Annotated in this window: 24 protein-coding genes; 13 read left to right on the top strand and 11 right to left on the bottom strand. The window is 72.2% G+C overall.

Annotated features, from left to right (window positions below; translation table 11 throughout):
* Together AB0H75_RS40810 and AB0H75_RS40805 are read right to left on the bottom strand one after the other, a co-directional pair.
* Window positions 1-1,095, bottom strand: a complete 1,095-nt coding sequence (locus AB0H75_RS40810; RefSeq protein ID WP_367805569.1) for a CapA family protein — start codon at window positions 1,093-1,095, stop codon at window positions 1-3.
* A gap of 59 nt (window positions 1,096-1,154) precedes the next feature.
* A complete protein-coding gene (locus tag AB0H75_RS40805; RefSeq protein ID WP_367805567.1) occupies window positions 1,155-1,976 on the bottom strand; it encodes a helix-turn-helix transcriptional regulator in 822 nt (273 codons plus the stop codon).
* Window positions 1,977-2,115: 139 nt separating this feature from the next.
* Here AB0H75_RS40805 and AB0H75_RS40800 point away from each other — a divergent pair, with 139 nt between their 5' ends.
* On the top strand, window positions 2,116-3,489 hold the full coding sequence (locus AB0H75_RS40800) for an MFS transporter (RefSeq protein ID WP_367805565.1): 1,374 nt from the start codon (window positions 2,116-2,118) through the stop codon (window positions 3,487-3,489).
* A gap of 200 nt (window positions 3,490-3,689) precedes the next feature.
* On the opposite strand, the gene AB0H75_RS40795 is transcribed toward AB0H75_RS40800, so the two are convergent.
* Together AB0H75_RS40795 and AB0H75_RS40790 are read right to left on the bottom strand one after the other, a co-directional pair.
* A complete protein-coding gene (locus tag AB0H75_RS40795) occupies window positions 3,690-3,908 on the bottom strand; it encodes a DUF397 domain-containing protein (RefSeq protein WP_367805563.1) in 219 nt (72 codons plus the stop codon).
* Between the two features lie 54 nt (window positions 3,909-3,962).
* Window positions 3,963-4,826 (bottom strand): helix-turn-helix domain-containing protein, encoded by an 864-nt coding sequence (locus tag AB0H75_RS40790; protein ID WP_367805561.1) that lies wholly within the window; start codon window positions 4,824-4,826, stop codon window positions 3,963-3,965.
* A 351-nt stretch (window positions 4,827-5,177) separates the two neighbouring features.
* Here AB0H75_RS40790 and AB0H75_RS40785 point away from each other — a divergent pair, with 351 nt between their 5' ends.
* From AB0H75_RS40785 to AB0H75_RS40755, 7 genes are all read left to right on the top strand, one after another.
* Entirely contained in the window at window positions 5,178-5,306 is a 129-nt protein-coding gene (locus tag AB0H75_RS40785) for a hypothetical protein (protein ID WP_367805559.1), read from the top strand.
* 255 nt (window positions 5,307-5,561) lie between these two features.
* Window positions 5,562-5,693, top strand: coding sequence for a hypothetical protein (locus AB0H75_RS40780; protein WP_367805557.1), 132 nt, complete (start codon window positions 5,562-5,564; stop codon window positions 5,691-5,693).
* 1 nt (window position 5,694) lies between these two features.
* Window positions 5,695-6,345, top strand: coding sequence for a hypothetical protein (locus AB0H75_RS40775; RefSeq protein ID WP_367805555.1), 651 nt, complete (start codon window positions 5,695-5,697; stop codon window positions 6,343-6,345).
* A 122-nt stretch (window positions 6,346-6,467) separates the two neighbouring features.
* A complete protein-coding gene (locus AB0H75_RS40770; protein ID WP_367805553.1) occupies window positions 6,468-8,660 on the top strand; it encodes a molybdopterin-dependent oxidoreductase in 2,193 nt (730 codons plus the stop codon).
* A gap of 1 nt (window position 8,661) precedes the next feature.
* A complete protein-coding gene (locus AB0H75_RS40765) occupies window positions 8,662-9,273 on the top strand; it encodes an HD family hydrolase (RefSeq protein ID WP_367805551.1) in 612 nt (203 codons plus the stop codon).
* Window positions 9,274-9,336: 63 nt separating this feature from the next.
* Window positions 9,337-10,212, top strand: a complete 876-nt coding sequence (locus AB0H75_RS40760; protein ID WP_367805549.1) for a Rieske 2Fe-2S domain-containing protein — start codon at window positions 9,337-9,339, stop codon at window positions 10,210-10,212.
* Between the two features lie 28 nt (window positions 10,213-10,240).
* Window positions 10,241-11,059: an NAD(P)H-binding protein gene (locus AB0H75_RS40755; RefSeq protein ID WP_367805547.1), complete on the top strand. Its 819-nt coding sequence runs from the start codon at window positions 10,241-10,243 to the stop codon at window positions 11,057-11,059.
* Between the two features lie 54 nt (window positions 11,060-11,113).
* On the opposite strand, the gene AB0H75_RS40750 is transcribed toward AB0H75_RS40755, so the two are convergent.
* The 4 genes from AB0H75_RS40750 to AB0H75_RS40735 form a co-directional block, all read right to left on the bottom strand.
* Window positions 11,114-11,371 carry a hypothetical protein gene (locus tag AB0H75_RS40750; RefSeq protein ID WP_367805545.1) on the bottom strand — a complete coding sequence of 86 codons (258 nt, stop codon included), beginning with the start codon at window positions 11,369-11,371 and terminating at the stop codon, window positions 11,114-11,116.
* 22 nt (window positions 11,372-11,393) lie between these two features.
* Window positions 11,394-12,149 (bottom strand): sulfite exporter TauE/SafE family protein, encoded by a 756-nt coding sequence (locus AB0H75_RS40745; protein WP_367805543.1) that lies wholly within the window; start codon window positions 12,147-12,149, stop codon window positions 11,394-11,396.
* A 9-nt stretch (window positions 12,150-12,158) separates the two neighbouring features.
* Window positions 12,159-13,079, bottom strand: coding sequence for an SPFH domain-containing protein (locus tag AB0H75_RS40740; RefSeq protein WP_367805541.1), 921 nt, complete (start codon window positions 13,077-13,079; stop codon window positions 12,159-12,161).
* 90 nt (window positions 13,080-13,169) lie between these two features.
* Window positions 13,170-13,958 (bottom strand): ABC transporter ATP-binding protein, encoded by a 789-nt coding sequence (locus tag AB0H75_RS40735; protein WP_367805539.1) that lies wholly within the window; start codon window positions 13,956-13,958, stop codon window positions 13,170-13,172.
* Window positions 13,959-14,027: 69 nt separating this feature from the next.
* Here AB0H75_RS40735 and AB0H75_RS40730 point away from each other — a divergent pair, with 69 nt between their 5' ends.
* On the top strand, window positions 14,028-14,744 hold the full coding sequence (locus tag AB0H75_RS40730) for a hypothetical protein (RefSeq protein WP_367805537.1): 717 nt from the start codon (window positions 14,028-14,030) through the stop codon (window positions 14,742-14,744).
* 6 nt (window positions 14,745-14,750) lie between these two features.
* Here AB0H75_RS40730 and AB0H75_RS40725 read toward each other — a convergent pair whose 3' ends face one another.
* The 3 genes from AB0H75_RS40725 to AB0H75_RS40715 form a co-directional block, all read right to left on the bottom strand.
* Window positions 14,751-15,236, bottom strand: a complete 486-nt coding sequence (locus AB0H75_RS40725) for a hypothetical protein (protein ID WP_367805535.1) — start codon at window positions 15,234-15,236, stop codon at window positions 14,751-14,753.
* Between the two features lie 188 nt (window positions 15,237-15,424).
* A complete protein-coding gene (locus tag AB0H75_RS40720) occupies window positions 15,425-16,045 on the bottom strand; it encodes a response regulator (protein ID WP_367805533.1) in 621 nt (206 codons plus the stop codon).
* Complete coding sequence (locus AB0H75_RS40715) at window positions 16,042-17,160, bottom strand: GAF domain-containing sensor histidine kinase (protein ID WP_367805531.1); 1,119 nt, start codon at window positions 17,158-17,160, stop codon at window positions 16,042-16,044. The genes AB0H75_RS40720 and AB0H75_RS40715 overlap by 4 nt, the downstream gene beginning before the upstream one ends.
* Window positions 17,161-17,283: 123 nt before the next feature.
* Here AB0H75_RS40715 and AB0H75_RS40710 point away from each other — a divergent pair, with 123 nt between their 5' ends.
* The 4 genes from AB0H75_RS40710 to serB all read left to right on the top strand — a co-directional run bounded on the left by AB0H75_RS40710 (window position 17,284) and on the right by serB (window position 20,934).
* Window positions 17,284-17,958, top strand: a complete 675-nt coding sequence (locus AB0H75_RS40710; RefSeq protein ID WP_367805529.1) for an SDR family oxidoreductase — start codon at window positions 17,284-17,286, stop codon at window positions 17,956-17,958.
* Window positions 17,955-18,965 carry an S-adenosylmethionine:tRNA ribosyltransferase-isomerase gene (locus tag AB0H75_RS40705; protein ID WP_367805527.1) on the top strand — a complete coding sequence of 337 codons (1,011 nt, stop codon included), beginning with the start codon at window positions 17,955-17,957 and terminating at the stop codon, window positions 18,963-18,965. The genes AB0H75_RS40710 and AB0H75_RS40705 overlap by 4 nt, the downstream gene beginning before the upstream one ends.
* A gap of 104 nt (window positions 18,966-19,069) precedes the next feature.
* Entirely contained in the window at window positions 19,070-19,633 is a 564-nt protein-coding gene (locus AB0H75_RS40700) for a hypothetical protein (RefSeq protein WP_367805525.1), read from the top strand.
* Window positions 19,634-19,713: 80 nt separating this feature from the next.
* Window positions 19,714-20,934 carry a phosphoserine phosphatase SerB gene (serB, locus tag AB0H75_RS40695; protein ID WP_367805523.1) on the top strand — a complete coding sequence of 407 codons (1,221 nt, stop codon included), beginning with the start codon at window positions 19,714-19,716 and terminating at the stop codon, window positions 20,932-20,934.
* Window positions 20,935-20,942: the final 8 nt, after the last annotated feature.

The following is a 20,942-nucleotide window of genomic DNA, read 5'->3' as shown; positions in this document are numbered from 1 at the left end:
CTACGGCCGCGCGGAGAGCCCGGCGCAGGACCGCAGCGCCTTCCAGTCCGCCACCGCCCGGGTCCTGGCCGCTCCGGTCATCGGCACCGGGACGCCGCCCTGGATGGTGGCTGGCGTCCAGCTGTCCTTCATGACCTTGCGGCCGTTGATGGTCAGCGTGAGCACGCCGGTGCGGCCGGTGGTGGCCGGGTTGGAGTTGTAGAAGACGAAGTTGCCCATGCCGTAGTTGACGTAGGCGTTGTCCAGGTATCCGGACCCGAGCAGGATGTGCGCGTGCCCGCCGACGATCACGTCCGCGCCCGCCTTGACGAGCTTGGGGGCGAGCGAGAGCTGCGCCTGGTTCGGGCACTTCTGCATCTCGGTGCCCCAGTGCAGGTGGACGATGACCGTGTCGGAGTTCCTGCGCGCCTGCCGCACGGCCCGCAGCAGGCTCGCCTCGTCCTTGGCGGAGGCCAGGCCGCCCTTGTCGGCGGTGGCCGTCCACGACTGGATGAACTCGGCGTCGAGCACCTGCGTGGCTCCGATGATCGCCACCCGGTTGCCGTTCACGGTCCGCCGGAACGGCTTGTACGCCTCGGCCGCGTCCTTCCCGATCCCCACCACCGGGAACCTGCTGCGCCTGATCGCCGCCAGCGAGTCGGCCAGCCCGCTCTCCATGTAGTCCATGCCGTGGTTGTTGGCCATCGACACCACGTCCACCCCGGCCGCCTTCAGCGCGGTGAACGCGCTGGCCGGCGCGCGGAAGGTGAACTGCTTGCCCGGGGCCGGCGTCCCGCCCGTGGTGATCGCCGTCTCCAGGTTCACCATCGTCAGGTCGGAGCGGCGCAGGACGCTCGCGATGGGCCCGAGCGCCGTGCGCGGGTCGGCCAGCCGGGATCGCAGGCCGCCCTCGAAGTGCACGTCCCCGCCGAAGGAGATCGTGTACGGCCTCCGCTGCGGCGTCGGCTTCTCCGTCGGCGAGGCCGCCGTCTGCCGGTCCACCTGCTTGGCCTGCGGGTCCTTCCCCTGCTCCGGGGAGCCCGACGAGGAGCACGCGGCCAGCGAGGCCACCGCGGCCACGACGGCGAACAACGGGAGGGCACGGGGGAGTCTCATCTGCCGCACTTCCGCTCGAATCCTGGTTTTCAGTGATTGAGCATGCCATGCACGGCGGATTAAGGTGCAGACCGTACCAATCTGGCCATAGCGGACCTGGTCATGTCGTCCGTCGGCGTGTAGACGATCATCCGGATCTCCGGGCCGGCCATCAGGCTGGTCGTGCTGAAGCTCAGCCGGCCGAGCTCCGCGTTCTGGAAGCTCTTCACCCGCGGCCCGGGCTCGGCCACGTCCTGCCGCGCCCACAGCCGCGCGAACTCGGCGCTCTCCGCGCTCAGCCGCCGCACGAAGTCCTGCCAGCACGGGTCGTCGGAGTGCCGGCTGTAGGCGCCGCGGAAGACGGCGACCGTCCGCGGCAGCTCCTGTTCGAGGGCGAGCAGCCGGGTGCGGGGGCGGGGGTTGACGCAGAGCTGCCAGAGCGAGTTGCGCTCCCCCTCGGGGGCGTTCACCAGCTCGGGGAAGAGCCTGGCGTAGGTGGCGTTCCAGGCCAGGGCGTCGCAGCGGCTGTTGGTGAGGCAGGCGGGCATCTCGCCGAGCTGGTGGAGTATCGCCCGCATCTCGGGCGTGACCTGGCCCGAGTCCACGGGCACGGGCTCCTCGGAGTGCCCGGCGAGCCGGTAGAGGTGCTGGCGCTCGGCGGGGTCGAGCCTGAGCGTACGCGCGATGGCGTCGAGGACCTGGGTGCTGGCGTTGATGGGCCGGCCCTGCTCCAGCCACGTGTACCAGGTCACGCCGACCCCGGCGAGCTGCGCGACCTCCTCGCGCCGCAGCCCGGGGGTGCGCCGGCGCGACCCCGGGGCCAGGTCCACCATCTCCGGCGTGATCCGCTCGCGGCGGGTTCTCAGGAAGGCCGACAGATCCGCACGTTTAGCTTCAACCACCGTCACAGCTCCACTATGGCGGGATATGGCTTCTGTTATCCAGTTACCGGCAATACCAGTATAAGTGGGCTCTCGTTACTGGTACCGGAAGCCCGGCACACTGATCATCATGACGCAAACCGCTGCTATCCCCTCCTCTTTGCCCACAAAGCCACAGGAACGGGCACGAGCCAGCGGCCTGCTCCTGACGATCATCCTCGTAGGGCAGTTCCTGGCCATCCTGAACGTGAACATCGTCAACGTGGCCACCCCGACCATCGAGGCCGACCTGCACTCCTCCGGCGCGGGCCTGCAGATGATCGTGGCCGGCTACACCATCGTCTACGCCGTCCTGCTGATCACCGGGGCCAGGATCGGTGACCTGTTCGGCTACCGCAACGCCTTCCTCGTCGGCCTGGCCGCGTTCACCCTCACCACGCTGGCCGCCGGGCTCGCGCCCTCCACGGGCTGGCTGGTCGCCTTCCGGCTGGCCCAGGGCGCCGGCGCGGCGATGATGATGCCGCAGGTGCTGACCCTGATCCAGCGCAACTACCAGGGCGCGGCCCGCGGCCGGGCGATCGGGTTGTGGTCGCTGACGGTCAGCGGCGGCATCGTGGTCGGCCAGGCGCTCGGCGGCATCCTGCTGGGCTTCGGCGCGGGCTGGCGGGTGGTGTTCCTGGTGCTGGTGCCCGTCGGGGCGCTGCTGCTGGCGACCGGGCTCAAGGTGCTCCCCGCCGACCAGGGCGGCGGCGGCACCGGGCTGGACCCGCTGGGCCTGGTGAGCCTGTCGGCCGCGGTGCTGCTGTTCGTGGTGCCGCTGGTGCTCGGCCGCGACCTCGGCTGGCCGGTGTGGGGCTGGATCTCGATGGGCGCGAGCGTGGCGATGTTCGCGGCGTTCGTCCGGATCGAGCGGTGGGTGACCGCGCGCGGCGGCCGCCCGCTGGTGGACGCGCGGGTGCTCAGGGCCCCCGGCATGCGGCCGGGGCTGGCGGTCCTGCTGTTCGGCCCGGCCACCTGGGGCGCGTTCCTGTTCACCTCGGCCCTGCACCTGCAGGGCGAGCTGCACCTGACGCCGCTCGCCTCCGGCCTCATGCTGGTGCCGTGCGCGCTGGCCTTCGGCCTGGTCGGGCTGCTCTGGCCGCGCCTGCCGGCCCGGTTGCAGCGCCCGCTGGTGCCCTTCGGCTACGTGGTGGCCGCCCCCGCCTACTTCGGCATCGGGCTCGCCGCCGGCGGCGGGCTCCCGTACGCGGTCATGAGCGCCCTCATCGGCGCGGGGCTGGGCGTGCAGGTCGCGGTCACCAACATGGCCACCGAGCGGGTGGACGGCGCGTACGCGGCGGACGCCAGCGGCGCGCTGCTCACCGTCATGCAGCTCGGCCAGGTGATCGGCGTCTCGACGGTCGGCACCCTGTTCATCTCGCTCAGCCAGGGCTCCGGCTCGACCTCGGCCTCCCTGTACGCCGCCCTCGCCATGGCCTGCCTCGCGGTCCTCGCCGGGCTCAGCTCGGTCTTCCTGGTCCGCCGTCGCTCCTGACAGGGGAAAACCCGCCCGGCGCGCCCGCGAGAGGGCTCGACACGAACGGGCAGGGCGGCTCGTCGCACATCGAAAGCTTGATCATCCCGGCGGGCGATGTGCCATGATGGCCGCGAAAGCTCAACCGTGGTTCTCCTGGACCATACGGGAGCGGCCCTGCGATGTTGCCGTCATCAACGTCGCGGGGCCGTTTCCTTTTTTCAGGAGCCGGCCAGCGTCGACAGGTCGAATTCCCCCTCGCGGACCCCACTGGTGAAGGCCGCCCACTCCGCAGGAGTGAACACGAGGACGGGGCCGTCCTGCACCTTGCTGTCACGTAGCGCGACGTTGCCGTCGGAAAGAGGCGCTACCTCGACACAGGCGTCTGCGCCATTGCAGAAGGTGCTCTTCCGCCACGCCTCGGAAAGGTGGATGTGCATTATCTCCCCAAATAGCTGAAGGGGCGTCGTTGCCCCTTGTTGAGGTGGTCGTCGTCACCGCCGCCACGCCATGGCCTTGCTCTGGATGAGGACCCGGGATTCGTCCTCGTCCAGGGCCTCCGACTTGACGTGCTCGAAGGCCGTTTCATAGCCGGCCACGCGCTGGAGGTTCTCGACGAAATCGGCAGTATAGAGCTGTTCCAGATAGACAACATCGTCAAAAGCCGCGAACTGCAGGTGGATGAAGGTGCCGGTGTTGACCGGGTGCAACGAGTCCAGGGTCAGGACGTGCAGTTTCACGTGTGGCAGATGGGAGATCTCCAGCAGGTGCTCCATCTGCTCGCGCATCACCGAGGGCTCGCCGAACCGGCGCATCAGCACCGACTCGTCGAGCACGACCGTGAGCCGGCACGGCTCCGGACGGTGCAGGACGCGCCGCTGCCGATCGAGGCGGGCCTCGACGCGGCTGCGGACACCGCTGTGCGTGATGCGCGCGATGCCCCGGGAGGCCAGGATGACCTCCCGCGCGTAGTCCTCGGTCTGCAGGAGGCCGGGCACGATCTGGGGCTCCCAGGATCGCTGGTAGATCGCCTCCGCCTCCAGCCCCAGGAATCTGGTGTATTCCTCGGGCAGGGTGTCCTCGTAATCCTCCCACCACCCACGCTGCTCCGCATCCCGCAACAGGCCGATGAGTTCGTCAAGTTTGCCGTCGTCGACGCGGTAGAGCTTCACCATCGCCTTGATGTCGTCGGCGCTGGGCATCGTGCGGGCGGCCTCGATGCGGCTCACCTTGCTGGCGGACCAGCCCAGCTCCTTCGCCGCCTTGGCGCCGGTGAGCTTGCTCCGCTCACGCAGCAGGCGTAGCTCCTGACCCAGCCGGAGTCTGCGTACCGTCGGACTGCCCTGCTGCGATGGCACCGTCCGCTCTCCTTGTCCGGAAGGAAGGTGTAGCCGGAGGGGATCGTTTGAGGTGCGGCTTTCTGGCCGTTCGTTCAATCTTACACTGCAAGTTGCATGAGCAGCGTCGTACGCCCTTGCCAGAAGGCTGTCACGGAGAGAGCGTAGGGGGCAAGACAACCTCATGCAATCAGAGTCGTCGTGCAACTTGCACGACAACAGTCTCGCAAGAAAATCAAATCTTCCGCCGACAAAGTATTGAAGCGATCTCTTTCGCGGAGGACGATCGGAAGTCAGAAGGGTTTCTCGGACGTGAGGAGGCCGGGCATGACGACACCGTCGCACGCACCGGGCCTTTCCCCCGCGAGCTCCGTGAACATCGCACACCCCGTCACCACGCGCCCGCGCACGCCGGGCCGTCTCGCCGGCAACGTCGCCGTCCCGGACTCGAAGCTCACCCCCAGGGAGGCCGCCTGCCGGAAGGACCGCACCACCGCCTGACGAGTGCAGCGCTGCCCAGACAGCGCACCTGTGCCGCCGAGCACGAAAATGCCGGACCGCGGCCGGCGACCCGCCACCCGCATCAGGGCTGCCACCCTGCGGGCGAACGGGCCACCAGCCGGCGGGCCGGCGAAGAAGCCACCTCTAGAAATGCCGCGAAAGGGGTCTTCTATGTACTCACAAGGTACCAAGGGACCAGGCCGAATCAAGTCCCGGATCCGGGAACTCATCTTTTGGGCCGACCGCGAGATCTGCATGGAGCCCGACGAGTTCGCCTACCACGTCGGCTGGACCGTCACCAGGACGGGCTTCGGGGCGCGCCGCTACCGCGACCCGCGTTTCGACCAGCTCCGCGCGCCCGGCCGGGTGCGCGAGGAGGTGACGTGAGATGTCCAGGAACCCGCGCAACCAGATCTACCCCGCCTACGGGGACCTGCCCGCGGCCGGCCGCGGCGGGACGCTGGTCCGGCTCTGGCGGGCGCGTACCGAGCTGCTGCTGGCCGCCGCGCTGGGGCTGTTCGCGCTGCTCCTGCTGCGCGCCGCCGACGGCGGCCACCTGCTGACCCTCGCCGTGGCGACCAGCGCGATCTCGGTCCCGGCGGTGGCCACCAGGACCGGCCGCGGCTGGATCGCCGCCCACTACTGGTGCGTGGTCTCCCGGCACCGCCTGCAGCGGGTCTGCCTGGAGACGACGATGCACACCCGGGCCGGGCGCATCCCGCTGATCCTGTGGATCACGCCGACCGCCGTCGGCGAGAAGGCGCTGGTCCTGACGCGGGCGGGCATCTGCGCCGAGGAGTTCGAGGCGTACGGCGAGGAGATCGCCGCGGCCTGCTTCGCCAGGAGCGCGAGCGTCTACCGGCACCGCAGGCGGGCGCAGTTCGTCGTCGTGGAGATCGTCCGCAGGCACGAGGCTCCCGGCGCGCTCTCCCCCGGGCTCGGCCGGCTCTTCGGCCGGCGTGCCTGGGTCCCGGTCCGCCCCGACCTGAAGGAGCCGCCTGATCTGCGCGGCCCTCTGGAGGCGGTGCGGATCGGCTAGAAGCCTGGGGATGAAGGGGCCTTCCCCAGGGGGCAAGCCCCGGAGACCGCGGGGGCTCCGGGGCTTCCCCATGAGCGCGGTACGGGCCAAGATGAGTTCATCTGGCGAACTCAGGAGGCGTGATGGCGTCGACCGTCCACCGGACCTGTCCCCTGTGCGAGGCCGTCTGCGGCCTGACGCTCACCCTCGACGAGGGCGGGCACGTCACCGGCGTCCGCGGCGACAAGGACGATCCGTTCAGCAAGGGCTTCATCTGCCCGAAGGGGGCCAGCCTCGGCCGGCTCGACGAGGACCCGGACCGGCTGCGCAGGCCGATCGTGCGCGAGGGCGAGCTGTGGCGCGAGGTCGGCTGGGACGAGGCGTTCGCCGCCGTCAAGGCGGGCCTCGACCGGGTGGCCGACCGCCGCTCCGTCGCCGTCTACCTGGGCAACCCGAACGCCCACACGATGGCGGGCGCGCTCTACGCCGGCCCGCTGATCAAGGCCCTCGGCACCCGCAACGTCTTCTCCGCCAGCACCGCCGACCAGATGCCGAAGCACGTGGCCAGCGGCCTGATGTTCGGCCACCCGATGGCCGTCCCGGTGCCCGACCTGGACCGCACCGACCACCTGCTGATGCTCGGCGCCAACCCGCTGGAGTCCAACGGCTCGCTGTGCACCGCGCCCGACTTCCCCGGCCGGCTCAAGGCGCTGCGCGGGCGCGGCGGGCGGCTGGTCGTGGTGGACCCGCGCCGCACCAGGACGGCCGCGCTGGCCGACGAGCACGTGTTCATCCGGCCGGGCACGGACGCCTACCTGCTGTTCGGCATGGTCCACACGTTGTTCGCGGAGGGCCTGGTCAGGCCCGCCCGCGAGGTCAACGGGCTGGCCGAGGTACGCGAGGCGGCCAAGCACTTCCCGCCGGAGGCGGTGGCGCGGCGCACCGGGGTGCCGGCCGCGGTGATCGAGCGGCTGGCCAGGGAGCTGGCCGCGGCGCGCACGGCCGCCGTGTACGCCAGGATCGGCACCTGCACGGCCGAGTTCGGCACGCTGGCCCAGTGGCTGGTGGACGTGCTCAACGTGCTCACCGGCAACCTCGACCGCCCGGGCGGGGCGATGTTCCCCAAGCCCGCCACCGAGTCCGGGGGGCGGCGGCGGCCGTACGCGGTGGGCCGGTGGCGCAGCCGGGTCCGCGGCCTGCCCGAGGCCAACGGCGAGCTGCCGGTGGCCACGCTGGCCGACGAGATCGAGACGCCCGGCGAGGGCCAGGTCAGGTTCCTGCTCACGATCGCCGGCAACCCGGTGCTGTCGGCGCCGCACGGGGCCCGGCTGGACGCGGCCTTCGCGCGGCTCGACTTCATGGTGAGCGTGGACCCGTACCTGAACGAGACCACCAGGCACGCGAACGTCATCCTGCCGCCGCCGCGCGTGCTGCAGTCCGGCCACTACGACTTCGCGCTGCTCGGCTTCGCGGTACGCAACTACGCCCGCTACTCGCCGCCGCTGCTCCCGCTGGAGGAGCGGCCCTCCGAGGCCCAGATCCTGGCCCGGCTGGCGATGATCGCCGGCGGCGTGGAGGGCGGCGTGGAGGGCGACCTGGACGCGTTCGTGATCGACGAGACGCTGCGCAGGGCCACCGAGACGCCCGGCTCCGGCGTCGAGGGGCGGGACGTGGCCGAGCTGCGCGCGGCGCTGGAGGGCGGCAGCGGCGGCGAGCGCCGGCTGGACCTCATGCTGCGCCTCGGCCCGTACGGCGAGTGGGCGGGCAAGGGCGACCTGTCGCTGCGCAAGCTCCTGGACCACCCGCACGGCCTGGACCTGGGCCCGCTGGAGCCCCGCCTGGACGAGGTGCTGCGGACGGCCTCCGGCCTGGTGGAGCTGGCCCCGCCGCAACTCCTGGAGGACGTCGAGCGGCTGCGCGACCGGCTGGAGGAGGAGCCGCCGGAGATGGTCCTCATCGGCCGGCGCCACCTGCGCTCCAACAACAGCTGGATGCACAACGTGGGCCCGCTGGTCGGCGGCAGCAACACCTGCACGCTGCAGATCAACCCGGCCGACGTGGCCCGGCTCGGCCTCGGCGGCGAGGCGGTGGTGCGCTCGGCGAGGGGGCAGCTCACGGTGACGCTGGAGCCCACGGACACGATCATGCCGGGCGTGGTCAGCCTGCCGCACGGCTGGGGTCACGCGGGCAGCACGCAGAGCGTGGCGGCCGAGCACGCGGGCGTCAGCGCGAACGTCCTCACCGACGACGGCACCGTCGATGTCCCGAGTGGTAACGCAGTGTTCAACGGAGTTCCGGTCACGATTTCACCAACCGGGGTGATCACCGCACATTAGGGTGCTGCGCGTGACTATCGCGCCAGAAGAGGACCGCCTGAACGCCCAGATCGCCTTCGCCGTCGAGATCGACAAGCTGAAGCGGATCATCCGCCGCAACCATCTCATCGACGGCTCGCGCCGGGAGAACACCGCCGAGCACTCCTGGTACGTGGGCACGCTGGCGATGGTCCTGGGCGAGCACGCCCCGCCGGGGACCGACCTCCAACGGGTGGTGGCCATGCTGCTGGTGCACGACCTGGTGGAGATCGACGCCGGCGACACGTTCATCTACGACCCGGTCGAGGTCGCCGCCCAGGCCGGGGCCGAGCGGGCCGCCGCCGAGCGCATCTTCGGCCTGCTGCCCGCCGACCAGGGGGCGCGGCTGCGGGAGCTGTGGGAGGAGTTCGAGGCGCGCGAGACGCCGGAGGCGAGGTTCGCCAAGGCGCTCGACCGCTTCGCGCCGATCCTGGCCAACCACCACACCGAGGGCGGCACCTGGCCGCTGTTCAAGGTCAGGGCCGCGCAGGTGCGGGAGAAGGTACGCATCATCGAGGAGGGCTCGCCCACGCTCGGCAGGTACGCCCTGGAGCTGGTGGAACTCTCCGTGGCCAGGGGTCACCTGTCCGAGTGATCCCCGTACGCCTGGGGTAGGGGACTTGTCGTGAAAGAGACAGTACGAGCGAAGCGTCGGCAATTGAAGGGGTTCGCCGGTCCGGTCGCTCTGACCGATCGGCTGGAGAAGTCGAAGGCACTGGACCGGCCCATCAGGGGGCTGGCCAAGGTCGTACGGGAGCGCGTCAAGCCCGGCCGGCTGCGCGACGTGCTGCACGGCGTGCCGATCGGTGAGCCGCTGCACCCGTCGATGGCCTCGGTGACCCTGGGCTGCTGGGTGTCGGTGGGCGTGCTGGACGCGGCCGGAGCCGATTCGCGGGCGGCGCGGCTGCTGCTGGCCGTGGGCATCGCCAACGCGCTGCCGACGGCGGCGGCGGGGATCACCGACTGGTCCTCGCTCCACCGCGAGCAGCAGCGCGTGGGGTTCGTCCACATGGCCGCGAACCTGACCGCTCTCGGGTTGTTGTCCGCCTCGTTGCTGGCCCGCCTGCGCGGGCGCGAGCGGGCCGGCAAGGCGCTCTCCTTCGCCGGGCTGGGCATCGGCACGGTGGGGGCGTACCTGGGCGGGCACATGGCCTACCGGCAGGCGGCGGGGGCCAACCACGCGCCGCAGGTCACCCATCTGGTGCCGCTGGGCTGGCACGACCTGTGCCCGATCAAGGACCTGCCGGACGGCCGGCCCGTCGCGCGGCGGCTCGGCTACATCCAGCTCTTCGTGCTGCGGCGGGGCGAGAGCGTCACCGTGCTCGCCGACCACTGCCCGCACCTGGCCGGCCCGCTGCACCAGGGGCGGCTGGTGATGCAGGACGGCGAGGCGTGCGTGGTCTGCCCGTGGCACGGCAGCACGTTCCGGCTGGAGGACGGGTCGGTCAAGCACGGGCCCGCCACCGCGCCGGCTCCCATGTTCGAGACGCGGGTGCGCCGGGACGGGACGATCCAGGTGCGACCCTTGACCTGAACTTTGCTTGAGGTTCTACGGTCGTGCCATGAGCACGATTCTGGTGACCGGCGCGACCGGCAACGTCGGCAGGCATGTGGCCTCCCAGCTCGGCGCGGCCGGGCTCAAGGTGCGAGCGCTCGCCCGCGACCCCGGGCGGGCGGGGCTGCCGGTGGAGACCGTACGCGGTGACCTGACGGAGCCAGCGACCCTCGAACCGGCGCTGCGGGACGTGGACAGCGTGTTCCTCCTGTGGCCGGCGTTCACGGCCGACGGCGCCGACGAGGTGGTCGCCGCGATCGCCGGCCGCGCCAGGCGAGTGGTGCTCCTGTCGGCCCCCGGGGCGGAGGCGCCGGGCAACCACTTCCACGAGGTCGAGCGGCTGATCCGGCACTCCGGGCTGGGCTGGACGTTCCTGCGGCCCAGCGGCTTCGCGGCCAACACCCTGGGGTGGGCCGACCAGGTGCGGCGGGGCGTGGTGCGCTGGCCCTTCGGGCGGGCGGCGCGCTCGCTGATCCACGAGAAGGACATCGCGGCGGTGGCGGTGCACGTGCTGGCCTCGGCGGGGCACAACGGCGCCGCGTACGTGCTGACCGGCCCCGAGCAACTGACCCAGGCGGAGCAGGTGCGGGTGATCGGCGAGGCGATCGGGCGCGAGGTGCGCTGGGAGGACCAGCCGCCGGAGGAGGCGCGCGAGCAGCTCACCGCGATCTGGGGCTCCCCGGAGTTCGTGGACGGCGCGCTGCGGACGTGGGAGAGCTTCGTGACCAGCCCCGAGGTGGTCACGGACACCGTGCCGCGGCTGCTCGGCCGGCCCGCGCTGACCTTCCGCCAGTGGGCCGCCGACCACGCGGCCGACTTCGCCTAACGCGCCCGACTTCGCCTAGCGCGCCCGCGTTCGCCTAGTCACGCCCGCGTCCGGTTAGTCGCGTTCGCGGGCGGCTCCGTCGCCGGCCGGGCCGCCGGCCTCGTCGGCCGGGTGCTCGACCAGCGCGAGGACCCGGCTGGACATGAACCTGGCCGTGCGCACGGGGGTGCCGCCGCGGGTCACCTCGCTCACCTCGACGAGCCCCCGGCGCGTGGCGATCTCGACCCGCCGGCCCGCGCGGGTGGCCCTGATCTCGTACGTGCGGGGGACGTCACCGGCGTCGATGACGATCTCCACCCGGTCACCTTTCATGACCAGGTCATACCCACTCCACCTATCCGTACACCAGTACGATAATCGCCACGACCCCGACCGCCACGATGACGCCGCGCAGCACCGGCGCCGGGATCCGCCGCCCCACCCGCGCCCCGACGAAGCCGCCCACGATCGCGCCCAGCGCCACGCCGAGCACCGCCTGCCAGTCGACGTCGGCGACCACGATGAACAGCGCCGCCGCCACGCCGTTGACGATCAGCGCCAGCACGTTCTTGGCCGCGTTGACCCGCTGCAGGTGGTCGTCGAGGAAGCTGCCGAGCAGGCCGATCAGCAGCACCCCCTGGGCGGCGCCGAAGTAGCCGCCGTAGACCCCGGCGGCCAGCACGCCGAGCCACAGCGCCGGGCCGCCGTTGGGGTGCGCGTGCTCGCGCCGGTCGGCCAGCCAGCGGTTGAGCCGGGGCTGCACCACGACCAGCACGCAGGCCAGCGCGATCAGGGCGACCACGACGACCTGGAACACGTCCCGGTCGAGGAAGAGCAGCAGGAAGCCGCCGATCAGCGCCCCCACCGCCGAGGCCAGGCCCAGCCGCAGCAGCCGGTCGCGCTGCCCGCTCAGCTCGGCGCGGTAGCCGTACGCGCCGGTGAAGGAGCCCGGCACCAGGCCGATGGTGTTGGAGACGTTGGCCGTGACCGGGTCGACGCCCATCGCCACCAGCGTCGGGAAGGTGATCAACGAGCCCGACCCGACGACCGCGTTGATCGCTCCGGCCACCACCCCGGCCGCGCAGACCACGGCCAGCTCCCACCCCGTCACGAGCGCTCCTTACGTATCTGGGCTCTTGGGGGGTGTGAACAGACCTCCAAGACTCTCCAGGACCTTTCCCATCTCCGATGGGACGATCCAAATTTTATTGGCCTCGCCTTTGGCGATCTCAGGCAGGGTCTGGAGGTACTGGTAGGCGAGGAGCTGCTGGTCCGGCTTGCCGTCGTGGATGGCGCGGAAGACCATGCCGATCGCGTCCGCCTGGCCCTTGGCCCGCATGGCCTGCGCCTCGGCCTCCGCCTGGGCCCGCAGCACGGCCGCCTCGGCCTCGCCGCGCGCCCGCAGCACCGACGCCTGCTTCTCGCCCTCGGCCTGGAGGATCGCCGCCTGCCGCTGGCCCTCGGCGGCCAGCACCGCGGCCCGCTTGTCGCGGTCGGCGCGCATCTGCTTCTCCATCGAGTCCTGGATGGAGGCGGGCGGGTCGATGGCCTTCAGCTCGACCCGGTTGATCCGGATGCCCCACCTGGCGGTGGCCTCGTCGAGGGCGCCGCGCAGGGCCGCGTTGACGTCCTCGCGGGAGGCCAGCGCGCGCTCCAGGTCCATGCCGCCGACCACGTTGCGCAGCGTGGTGACCGTGAGCTGCTCGACGCCGGCGAGGAAGTTCGCGATCTCGTACGTGGCCGCCTTGGGGTTGGTGACCTGGAAGTAGATCACCGTGTCGACGGAGACCACCAGGTTGTCGGAGGTGGTCACCGGCTGCGGCGGGAACGCCACCACCTGCTCGCGCAGGTCGATGACGTCCTTGACGCGGTCGATGAAGGGCACCACCAGGTTGAGCCCCGGCCGCAGGGTCCGGTGGTAGCGCCCCAGCCGCTCGACGACGGCCGCCGTGGCCTGCGGGACGACGCGGATGGCGCGGACCACCCCGAGGACCGCCGCGGCGACCACGGCGAGGACGACGACGAGCTGCTCGACGGACATGGCGACGCTCCGAAGTCGGGGGGATCGGCTGCGGAGATCCTATTTCGTTTTTTATGCCGATAAATGGCGATCAAGTAAGCCCGGCCGGCGTCAGTGCGCGCGGGCGTACCACCGGCCCTCCGCGCTGCGCTCCAGCACCAGCGGCACCCCGAACGTCTGCGACAGGTTGTCGGCCGTCATCACGTGCTCCAGCGGCCCCTGCGCCACCACCGCGCCCTGCCGCAGCAGCAGCCCGTGGGTGAACCCGGCGGGCACCTCCTCCACGTGGTGCGTCACCAGCACCAGCGTCGGCGAGCGGTAGTCGGCGGCCAGCGTGGACAGCCGGCGCACGAGATCCTCGCGCCCGCCCAGGTCGAGCCCGGCGGCCGGCTCGTCGAGCAGCAGCAGCTCGGGGTCGGGCATGAGGGCGCGGGCGATCTGCACCCGCTTGCGCTCGCCCTCCGACAGCGTGCCGAACCTGCGCCTGATCAGGTGGGCCGCCCCCATCATGTCGATCAGCTCGACGGCCCGGGTCACGTCGTTGGAGTCGTACTCCTCGGTCCAGCGGCCCATGATCCCGTACGAGGCGGTCAGGACGAGGTCGATGACCTTCTCCTCCGGCGGGATGCGCTCGGCCAGCGCCGCGCTCGCCAGCCCGATCCGCGGCCGCAGGTCGAACACGTCCGCCTGCCCCAGCCGCTCGCCCAGCACCTCGACCAGGCCCTCGCTCGGGTACAACAACGTCGCCGCGACCTGCAGCAACGTGGTCTTGCCCGCGCCGTTGGCACCGATGACGACCCATCGCTCGTCCTCGTTGACCGTCCAGTCGATGCCGCGCAGCAGGGCCGCTCCGTCCCGCCTGACGGCGACGTCCTGGAGCCGCAGCACCTGACCACCCATCCCCGTTACCTCCTTCAGGAGTGACCCTCGGGACAAACCTATTGCAGGGCGAGCGCATATCGTGGATCGGTGCGCCCTGAATCGCCTGTCTGTCCGTCCCTGGTCGCCTGGGGGAACGCGTGGCTCGCCGGTCACGTGGGCCTCGACGAGGCGGCCGACCACGTGGAAGCCGTCGGCGGGCCCGCCGTCGCGGGCGAGGTCCCGCTGCGGACGTACCTCGCGAACCTGCGCGCGAGCGGGCTGCGCGAGCTGCGCCTCGCCCTGCCCGCGCCCGGCGACCCGCTGGGGCTGTCCGGGCCGGCGTCGTTCAACGCGGCGGCGGTGGACACCGGCCAGGCCGCCATCGCCGTGCTCGACGACCACAACCTCGGCCTGGTGCCCGCGCCCGACCGGCGCGGCTCGTCCTACGTCGGCGTCCGCCTGGACGTGCACGAGGCCGGGCCGGTCCGGCACGACCTGCCGTCGCTGGCCGAGGCCGAGCGGGAGCTGTCGGACGCCATGCGCGCGGCCACCGAGGCGCTGTCGTCCGTCGCCGGCCCCGCCCAGGCCCGGCCCTCGCTGGGCGAGCGGGGCGGCGAGCTGGCCCCCGGCTACCCCGCCCGCGCCCACCGCGTCTCCACGCTGGCCACGCGGCTGGCCGCGGTGCTGCGCCTGGCCGACGACCGGGGGCTCACCGCCGGCCAGGTGGCCGCGCGCGCCCACGCGCTGCGCGACCTCGACCGCGCGGTGCGCCGGGCCGTGGTGGCCGCGCACCACGCCATCTTCGAGCCGCTGCGCAGCTCCTGACGGGCCCTACTTGTGCCAGGTGATCTGGAAGGTGCCGCTCGCCTGGCTGGGCTTGCTCGTCTCGGAGACCGTGACGGTGTTGCTCGCCTGCACGTTGGCGGCGAGCGGGACCTGCGGCCCCGCCTTGGTGGCGAGCGTCGCGCCGGTCTGCTGGTCGACCAGCAGGACGGACTTCGTCCGCGCGATCACCGGCCCGCCGGTGGCGTTCCTGAAGATCTGCACGTTGAAGTTGCTCTGGACCACGGTGTTCGGGCGGTGGATCACGAAGAAGTCCCTGCGGAAGGGCACGTCCGCGGGGATCGGCTCCGAGGCCAGGAAGTAGTCCTGCGCGCAGGTCGTGGTGTTCACGAACGTGGTGCATAAGTGCAGCCTCACCTGAAGGTCCTCGCCGGCCGCGTGGGCGGGGGCGGCGGGACCGGCCAGGGCGGCGCCGGCGGCCACGGCGGCGGCCAGCGCGGCCAGCAGGCGTTTCTGGAGCGCCGGTCGAGGCATGGCGGACATGATGTTCTCCGTTCGGTGGATGTCGGTTGACGTCCTCGACGGTAAACGTGGGCAAAATTTCGTTCGGCGCAGAAGGACGCGCTCGCCACGTGACGTGCGTCACCGTGCGTGGCGGTCACCGAGCGCGGCGGTCACCATGCGCGACGGTCACGGTGCGCGGCGGTCACGGTGCGCGGCGGTCAGCCGAGCCCGTGGCGGACCGCGTAGAGGGCGGCCTGGGTGCGGTCCTGGACACCCAGCTTCATCAGCACGTTGGAGACGTGGGTCTTGACCGTCTTCTCGGCCACGGCCAGCGCCCTGGCGATCTCCCGGTTGGAGCGGCCGGCCGCGAGCAGCCGCAGCACCTCGCGCTCGCGGTCGGTCAGCGGCACCGGCTCGGACTCCGCGGACTCCGCGGCGCCGGACAACATCGCCTCGGCCGCCTCGGGGGCCAGCAGCACCTGGCCGCCGTGCACCGCGCGTACCGCCTGGACCAGGGCGTCGGGATCGACGTCCTTGTAGAGGAAGCCGGCCGCGCCGGCCCGCATGGCCGGGCCCACGTCGCCGCGGTCGCTGACCGAGGTCAGCACCACCACCCGGGTCGGCGCGCCGGCCAGCCGCTCCAGCGCGCCCAGACCGTCGAGCACCGGCATCTTCAGGTCCAGCAGCAGCACGTCGGGGCCCAGCTCGCCGACCAGCTCGACGGCCTGCGCGCCGTCGCCCGCCTCGCCGACGACCGTGATGTCGTCCTGCAGGTCGAGGAACGTACGCAGCCCCTGCCGCACCACCGGATGGTCGTCGGCGATCAGCACCCGGATCATCCGCCCACCTCCACGCGCACCGTGGTCCCCGCGCCCGGGGCCGACTCGACCGCCAGCACGCCGCCGACCGCCTCGGCCCGGTCGCGCATCGAGACCAGCCCGAGGCCACGGGGGTCGGCCTGCTCGAACCCGACGCCGTCGTCGCGCACGGTCAGCACCAGCTTGCCGCCCTCGTAGGCCAGGCGGACGGCGACCGTGGCGGCCTCCGCGTGCCGCAGCGCGTTGTGCAGCGCCTCCTGGGCCACCCGCAGCACCGCCACCTCGACCGCCGGCTCCAGCGGCGGCAGCTCCTCGCCCGCGAACGACAGCGCCGGCGGGTGCAGCCGGTCGAGCAGCCGGACGTGCTTGCGCAGCGTCTCGGCCAGCCCGTGCCGGTCGAGCTCGGCCGGCCGCAGCTCCACGATGACCGCGCGCAGCTCCGCCAGGGCCTCGCCGGCCAGGCGCTGGACGCGTTCGAGCTCCGCGTCGGCCCTGCCGGGGTCCTTGGCCAGCATCGTGCGGGCCGCCTGCGCGCTGAGCCGCAGCGAGAACAGCTTCTGCGTGACGGCGTCGTGCAGCTCCCTCGCCATGCGGTTGCGCTCCTCCAGCATGGCCAGCTCGCGGCCGCTCTCGTAGAGGCGGGCGTTGGCCAGCGCGATCGCGGCGTGCGCGGCGAACAGCGTCAGCAGCTCCTGGTCGGCCTGGGTGAACCCGGCGCCGGGCGTGCGCTTGTTGGCCAGGAAGATGATGCCGAGCACCTTCTCGCCGTCGCGGATGGGCACGCCGAGGAAGTCGCGCATCACCGGGTGCGCCTTCGGCCACCACTCGAACCTCGGGTCCGCGCGCAGGTCGTCGAGCCGGACGGGGGCGCCGTCGCGGAGCATCGCGCCCAGCATGCCGTGCTGGCGGGGCAGCGGCCCGATGGCCTTCCACTGTTTGTCCGTCAGGCCCTCGGCGACGAACTCGGCGAACGAGCCGTCGTCGTCGGGCACGCCGAGCGCGGCGTAGCGGGCGTCCAGCAGGCGCTGCGCCGAGCGCACGATGACCTGCAGCACCTCGCGCACCGACAGGTGGCGGGTGACCGCGAGCACGGCGGAGCTCACCGCCTGCAGGATCTCGTCTCGGTCGGCCGTCACGGCATCTACTCTAGGAGCCGTCGCCGCTCGCCGGATCCGCTCGCGGTCCTAGGACGAAGTGCCCAGGGACGGCCGGTCCGCGGCCCGATGCCGGCGCGCGCCCGCGCTCCTAGCGTCGGGTTCATGGCGAACCTCACTTCCACCGGCACCGCACTCATCACCGGGGCCTCCCGCGGCCTCGGGCTCGCCCTGGCGCGCTCGCTGGCCGGCGCGGGCTGGAACCTCGTGCTCACCGCCCGCGGAGCCGCCGACCTGGAGCGCGCCGCCGCCGAGCTGGGCGCGACGGCGATCCCCGGCGACGTGTCCGACCCGGCGCACGTGGCGCGGCTGGCCCGCGCGGCCCCCGAGCTGGACCTGCTGGTCAACAACGCCAGCGACCTCGGCCCCGCCCCGCTGCCGCGGCTGGCGGACTACCCGCTGGAGGCGTTCGGCGCGCTGCTGGCCACCAACGTCACCGCGCCGCTCGCCCTCGTCCAGGCCACGCTGCCGGCGCTGCGGGCCTCGGCGCGCGGCGCGGTCGTCAACGTGACCTCCGACGCCGCCACCGGCGCCTACGAGGGCTGGGGCGGCTACGGGGCCAGCAAGGCCGCGCTGGAGCAACTGTCCAACGTGCTGGCCGCCGAGGAGCCGGACGTCCGGGTCTGGTGGGTCGATCCGGGCGAGATGAACACCCGCATGCTCGCCGACGCCGTCGGCGCCGAGGAGGCGGCCGCCGCCGCGGACCCGGCCAAGGTGGCCGCGGCGCTGCACGACCTCGTCTCCTCCCGCCCCGCCAGCGGGAAAGTGAGCCTGCAATGACCGCCCCGCCGCTCGACTTCGTGCTGCCCCCCGGCCTGTCGGCGCAGGAGCCGCCCGAGGTCAGGGGCCACTCCAGGGACGACGTGCGCCTGCTGGTCTCCCGCGGCGACCTGGCCCCCTCCCACCACCGCTTCGCCGACCTGCCCGGCCTGCTCGGCCCCGGCGACCTGATCGTGGTCAACAACTCGGCCACCCTGCCCGCGGCCGTCCGGCTGGACCGGCTGGCCGTGCACTTCTCGACCGCCCGCGAGGACGGCACGTGGCTGGTCGAGCTGCGGCGGCGCACCGCCAAGGCGAGCGAGCCGTACGGCGGGGGCGAGCCGGGCGAGTGGCTGCCGCTGCCGGGGCGGGCCACGCTGCGGCTGCTCGGGCGGGAGACGCCCCGGCTGTGGCGGGCGAGGCTGGACCGGGACGTGGAGACGTACCTGCGGGCGTACGGGGTGCCGATCCGGTACTCGTACGTGGCGGGCGAGTGGCCGATCGAGGCGTACCAGACCGTGTTCGCGACCGTGCCGGGCAGCGCGGAGATGCCGAGCGCGGCGCGGCCGTTCACCGAGGGCCTGGTGACGGCGCTGGTGTCGCGCGGGATCGGGATCGCGCCGATCACCCTGCACACCGGGGTCGCCTCGCCGGAGAAGGACGAGCCGCCCTACGCGGAGCGCTACGAGGTGCCGGCCGCCACCGCGCGGCTGGTCAACCTGGCGCGGGAGAGCGGCAACCAGGTGGTCGCCGCCGGGACGACCGTCGTGCGGGCCCTGGAGACCGCGGCGGGCGCGGACGGCCGGGTGGGCGCGGCGGCCGGCTGGACCCGGCACGTGGTGACCCCGGAGAGCGGCGTCCGGGCGGTGACCGGGCTGCTCACGGGGCTGCACGAGCCGCGTTCCAGCCACCTGCTCATGCTGACGGCGATCGCGGGCGAGGCGGCGCTGGCGCGGGCGTACGAGGAGGCGTTGCGCGAGGGATATCTGTGGCACGAGTTCGGGGACACGCACCTGATTCTCAAGTAATGCGCTTTACACAGATTTTACGATCGTGATAGACACAGCGGACATTTACGGGGGGCTTGTTGTATGACACGGCCCCGTGTCCAATTCCTTTACCCGGAGAGGTAATGCACAAGTCCTTCGCCAAGGGTGCCGTGCTGGCGACGCTGGCCACCAGCGCCCTGCTCGTTCCCGCCGTTCCCGCTGTCGCCACCACCGCCACCACGACCACGGCCACCACCGCGGCCGCGGCGCCCTACTCCTCGTTCGCCGTGCGGGTGAAGGCGACGAAGAGGGTGTGGGCCGGTGACTCCATCAAGTACTCCATCTCCGCCACCAACAAGGGCCCGCACTACGCCGACGCCTGGTTCGTCGGCGGCGTGTTCCCCAAGGGCGTGGACACCAGGAAGATCCGCTTCAGCTCCAGCATCCCCAAGACGGAGTGCACGCTGCTGACCGCCAACAGCTTCTTCTGCTTCGCCGACCAGGTCATCGAGGTGGGCGACTCGTTCTCCGTCACCTTCTACGCCAAGACCAAGAAGAACGCCCGCGGCTCGCAGAAGGCCACCCTCGGCGTGTTCTCCTACAACGTCGACCAGGGCATGGAGAACATGAGCAAGGCCGAGCTGGACCGCCTCGGCATCCCCGGCTACGTCTTCTCCAAGACCGTGAGGACCACGGTCGTGCGCTGACGGCTCCGGCCGCTGCGCCCGCGTCCGAATGGCGAGCCTGCTGCGCGAGCATCGGACCGGGCGCAGTACCGTGGCTGGATGTGGACCAGCGCACCCTCCTGATCACCCTGACCGGCCCCGACCGGCCCGGCGTCACCTCGCGCCTCTTCTCCGTCCTGTCCGGCTTCCCCGTGACGGTCGCGGACATCGAGCAGGTCGTCATCCGCGGCAGGCTCACGCTCGGCGTGCTCGTCACCTACGCGGGCGGGCCGCCCACCGGCACCGGCACCACGCTCGGCGCCATGTGGACCGCCGTCGAGCGGGTCGCGGAAGACCTCGGCATGGAGGTCGAGCTCTCCACCGGCTCCCTCACCAAGGAGCAGCGCCGCCGCGGCCGGCTGTCGGTCAGCGTGCTCGGCGCCACGTTGCAGCCCGCCGCGATCGCCGGCATCGCCGGGCGCATCGCCGCCGCCGGCGCCAACATCGACCGCATCGAGCGCCTGGCCCAGTGGCCGGTCACCTGCATCGAGCTGTCCGTCTCCGGCGCCGACCCCGGCTCGCTCCGCGTCGAGCTGGCCGCCGAGGCCGCCGCCCAGGAGGTGGACGTGGCCGTGCAGCGCACGGGCCTGTCCCGCCGGGCCAAGCGGCTCATCGTCATGGACGTCGACTCCACGCTCATCCAGGGCGAGGTCATCGAGCTGCTGGCGGCCCACGCCGGCTGCCTGGACGAGGTCGCCCGCGTCACCGAGCAGGCCATGCGCGGCGAGCTCGACTTCGCCGAGTCGCTGCGCAAGCGGGTGGCGCTGCTGGAGGGGCTGCCGGAAGAGGTGTTCGAGGACGTGCGCAAGGAGGTCGTGCTGACGCCCGGCGCGCGCACGCTCGTCCGCACGCTCAAGCGGCTCGACTACCGCTTCGCCATCGTCAGCGGCGGCTTCACCCAGATCACCGACGCGCTGGTCGAGGAGCTGGGCATCGACTACTCCGCGGCGAACGTCCTGGAGGTCGTGGACGGGCGGCTGACCGGCCGCGTCGTCGGCGAGATCGTCGACCGCCCCGGCAAGGCGCGCGCCCTTGAGCGCTTCGCCGCCGCGGCCCGCCTGCCGATCTCCCAGACCGTGGCCATCGGCGACGGGGCCAACGACCTCGACATGATCGCGGCGGCCGGGCTCGGCATCGCGTTCAACGCCAAGCCGGTCGTGCGGCAGGCCGCCGACACCGCGGTCAACACGCCCTACCTCGACTCGATCCTCTACCTGCTCGGGATCTCCCGCGACGAGGTGGAGGCCGCCGACGCCGAGGACGGCGTCCTCACACCGCGCTAGCCCCCGGG

The organism is Nonomuraea sp. NPDC050783, from assembly GCF_040802095.1.
Classification (GTDB): domain Bacteria; phylum Actinomycetota; class Actinomycetes; order Streptosporangiales; family Streptosporangiaceae; genus Nonomuraea.
Note: the sequence above shows the minus strand (reverse complement) of the source record. Positions and strands in the feature narration are given on the sequence as shown.

Coding starts and splice junctions, on each gene's coding strand:
- AB0H75_RS40780 (WP_367805557.1), top strand. CDS start 5,562: ATGGAGCCCGACGAGTTCGCCTACCACGTCGGCTGGACCGTCACCAGG.
- AB0H75_RS40735 (WP_367805539.1), bottom strand. CDS start 13,958: ATGGGTGGTCAGGTGCTGCGGCTCCAGGACGTCGCCGTCAGGCGGGAC.
- AB0H75_RS40810 (WP_367805569.1), bottom strand. CDS start 1,095: ATGAGACTCCCCCGTGCCCTCCCGTTGTTCGCCGTCGTGGCCGCGGTG.
- AB0H75_RS40755 (WP_367805547.1), top strand. CDS start 10,241: ATGAGCACGATTCTGGTGACCGGCGCGACCGGCAACGTCGGCAGGCAT.
- AB0H75_RS40740 (WP_367805541.1), bottom strand. CDS start 13,079: ATGTCCGTCGAGCAGCTCGTCGTCGTCCTCGCCGTGGTCGCCGCGGCG.
- AB0H75_RS40710 (WP_367805529.1), top strand. CDS start 17,284: ATGGCGAACCTCACTTCCACCGGCACCGCACTCATCACCGGGGCCTCC.
- AB0H75_RS40725 (WP_367805535.1), bottom strand. CDS start 15,236: ATGCCTCGACCGGCGCTCCAGAAACGCCTGCTGGCCGCGCTGGCCGCC.
- AB0H75_RS40775 (WP_367805555.1), top strand. CDS start 5,695: ATGTCCAGGAACCCGCGCAACCAGATCTACCCCGCCTACGGGGACCTG.
- AB0H75_RS40795 (WP_367805563.1), bottom strand. CDS start 3,908: ATGCACATCCACCTTTCCGAGGCGTGGCGGAAGAGCACCTTCTGCAAT.
- AB0H75_RS40720 (WP_367805533.1), bottom strand. CDS start 16,045: ATGATCCGGGTGCTGATCGCCGACGACCATCCGGTGGTGCGGCAGGGG.
- AB0H75_RS40770 (WP_367805553.1), top strand. CDS start 6,468: ATGGCGTCGACCGTCCACCGGACCTGTCCCCTGTGCGAGGCCGTCTGC.
- AB0H75_RS40750 (WP_367805545.1), bottom strand. CDS start 11,371: ATGAAAGGTGACCGGGTGGAGATCGTCATCGACGCCGGTGACGTCCCC.
- AB0H75_RS40705 (WP_367805527.1), top strand. CDS start 17,955: ATGACCGCCCCGCCGCTCGACTTCGTGCTGCCCCCCGGCCTGTCGGCG.
- AB0H75_RS40700 (WP_367805525.1), top strand. CDS start 19,070: ATGCACAAGTCCTTCGCCAAGGGTGCCGTGCTGGCGACGCTGGCCACC.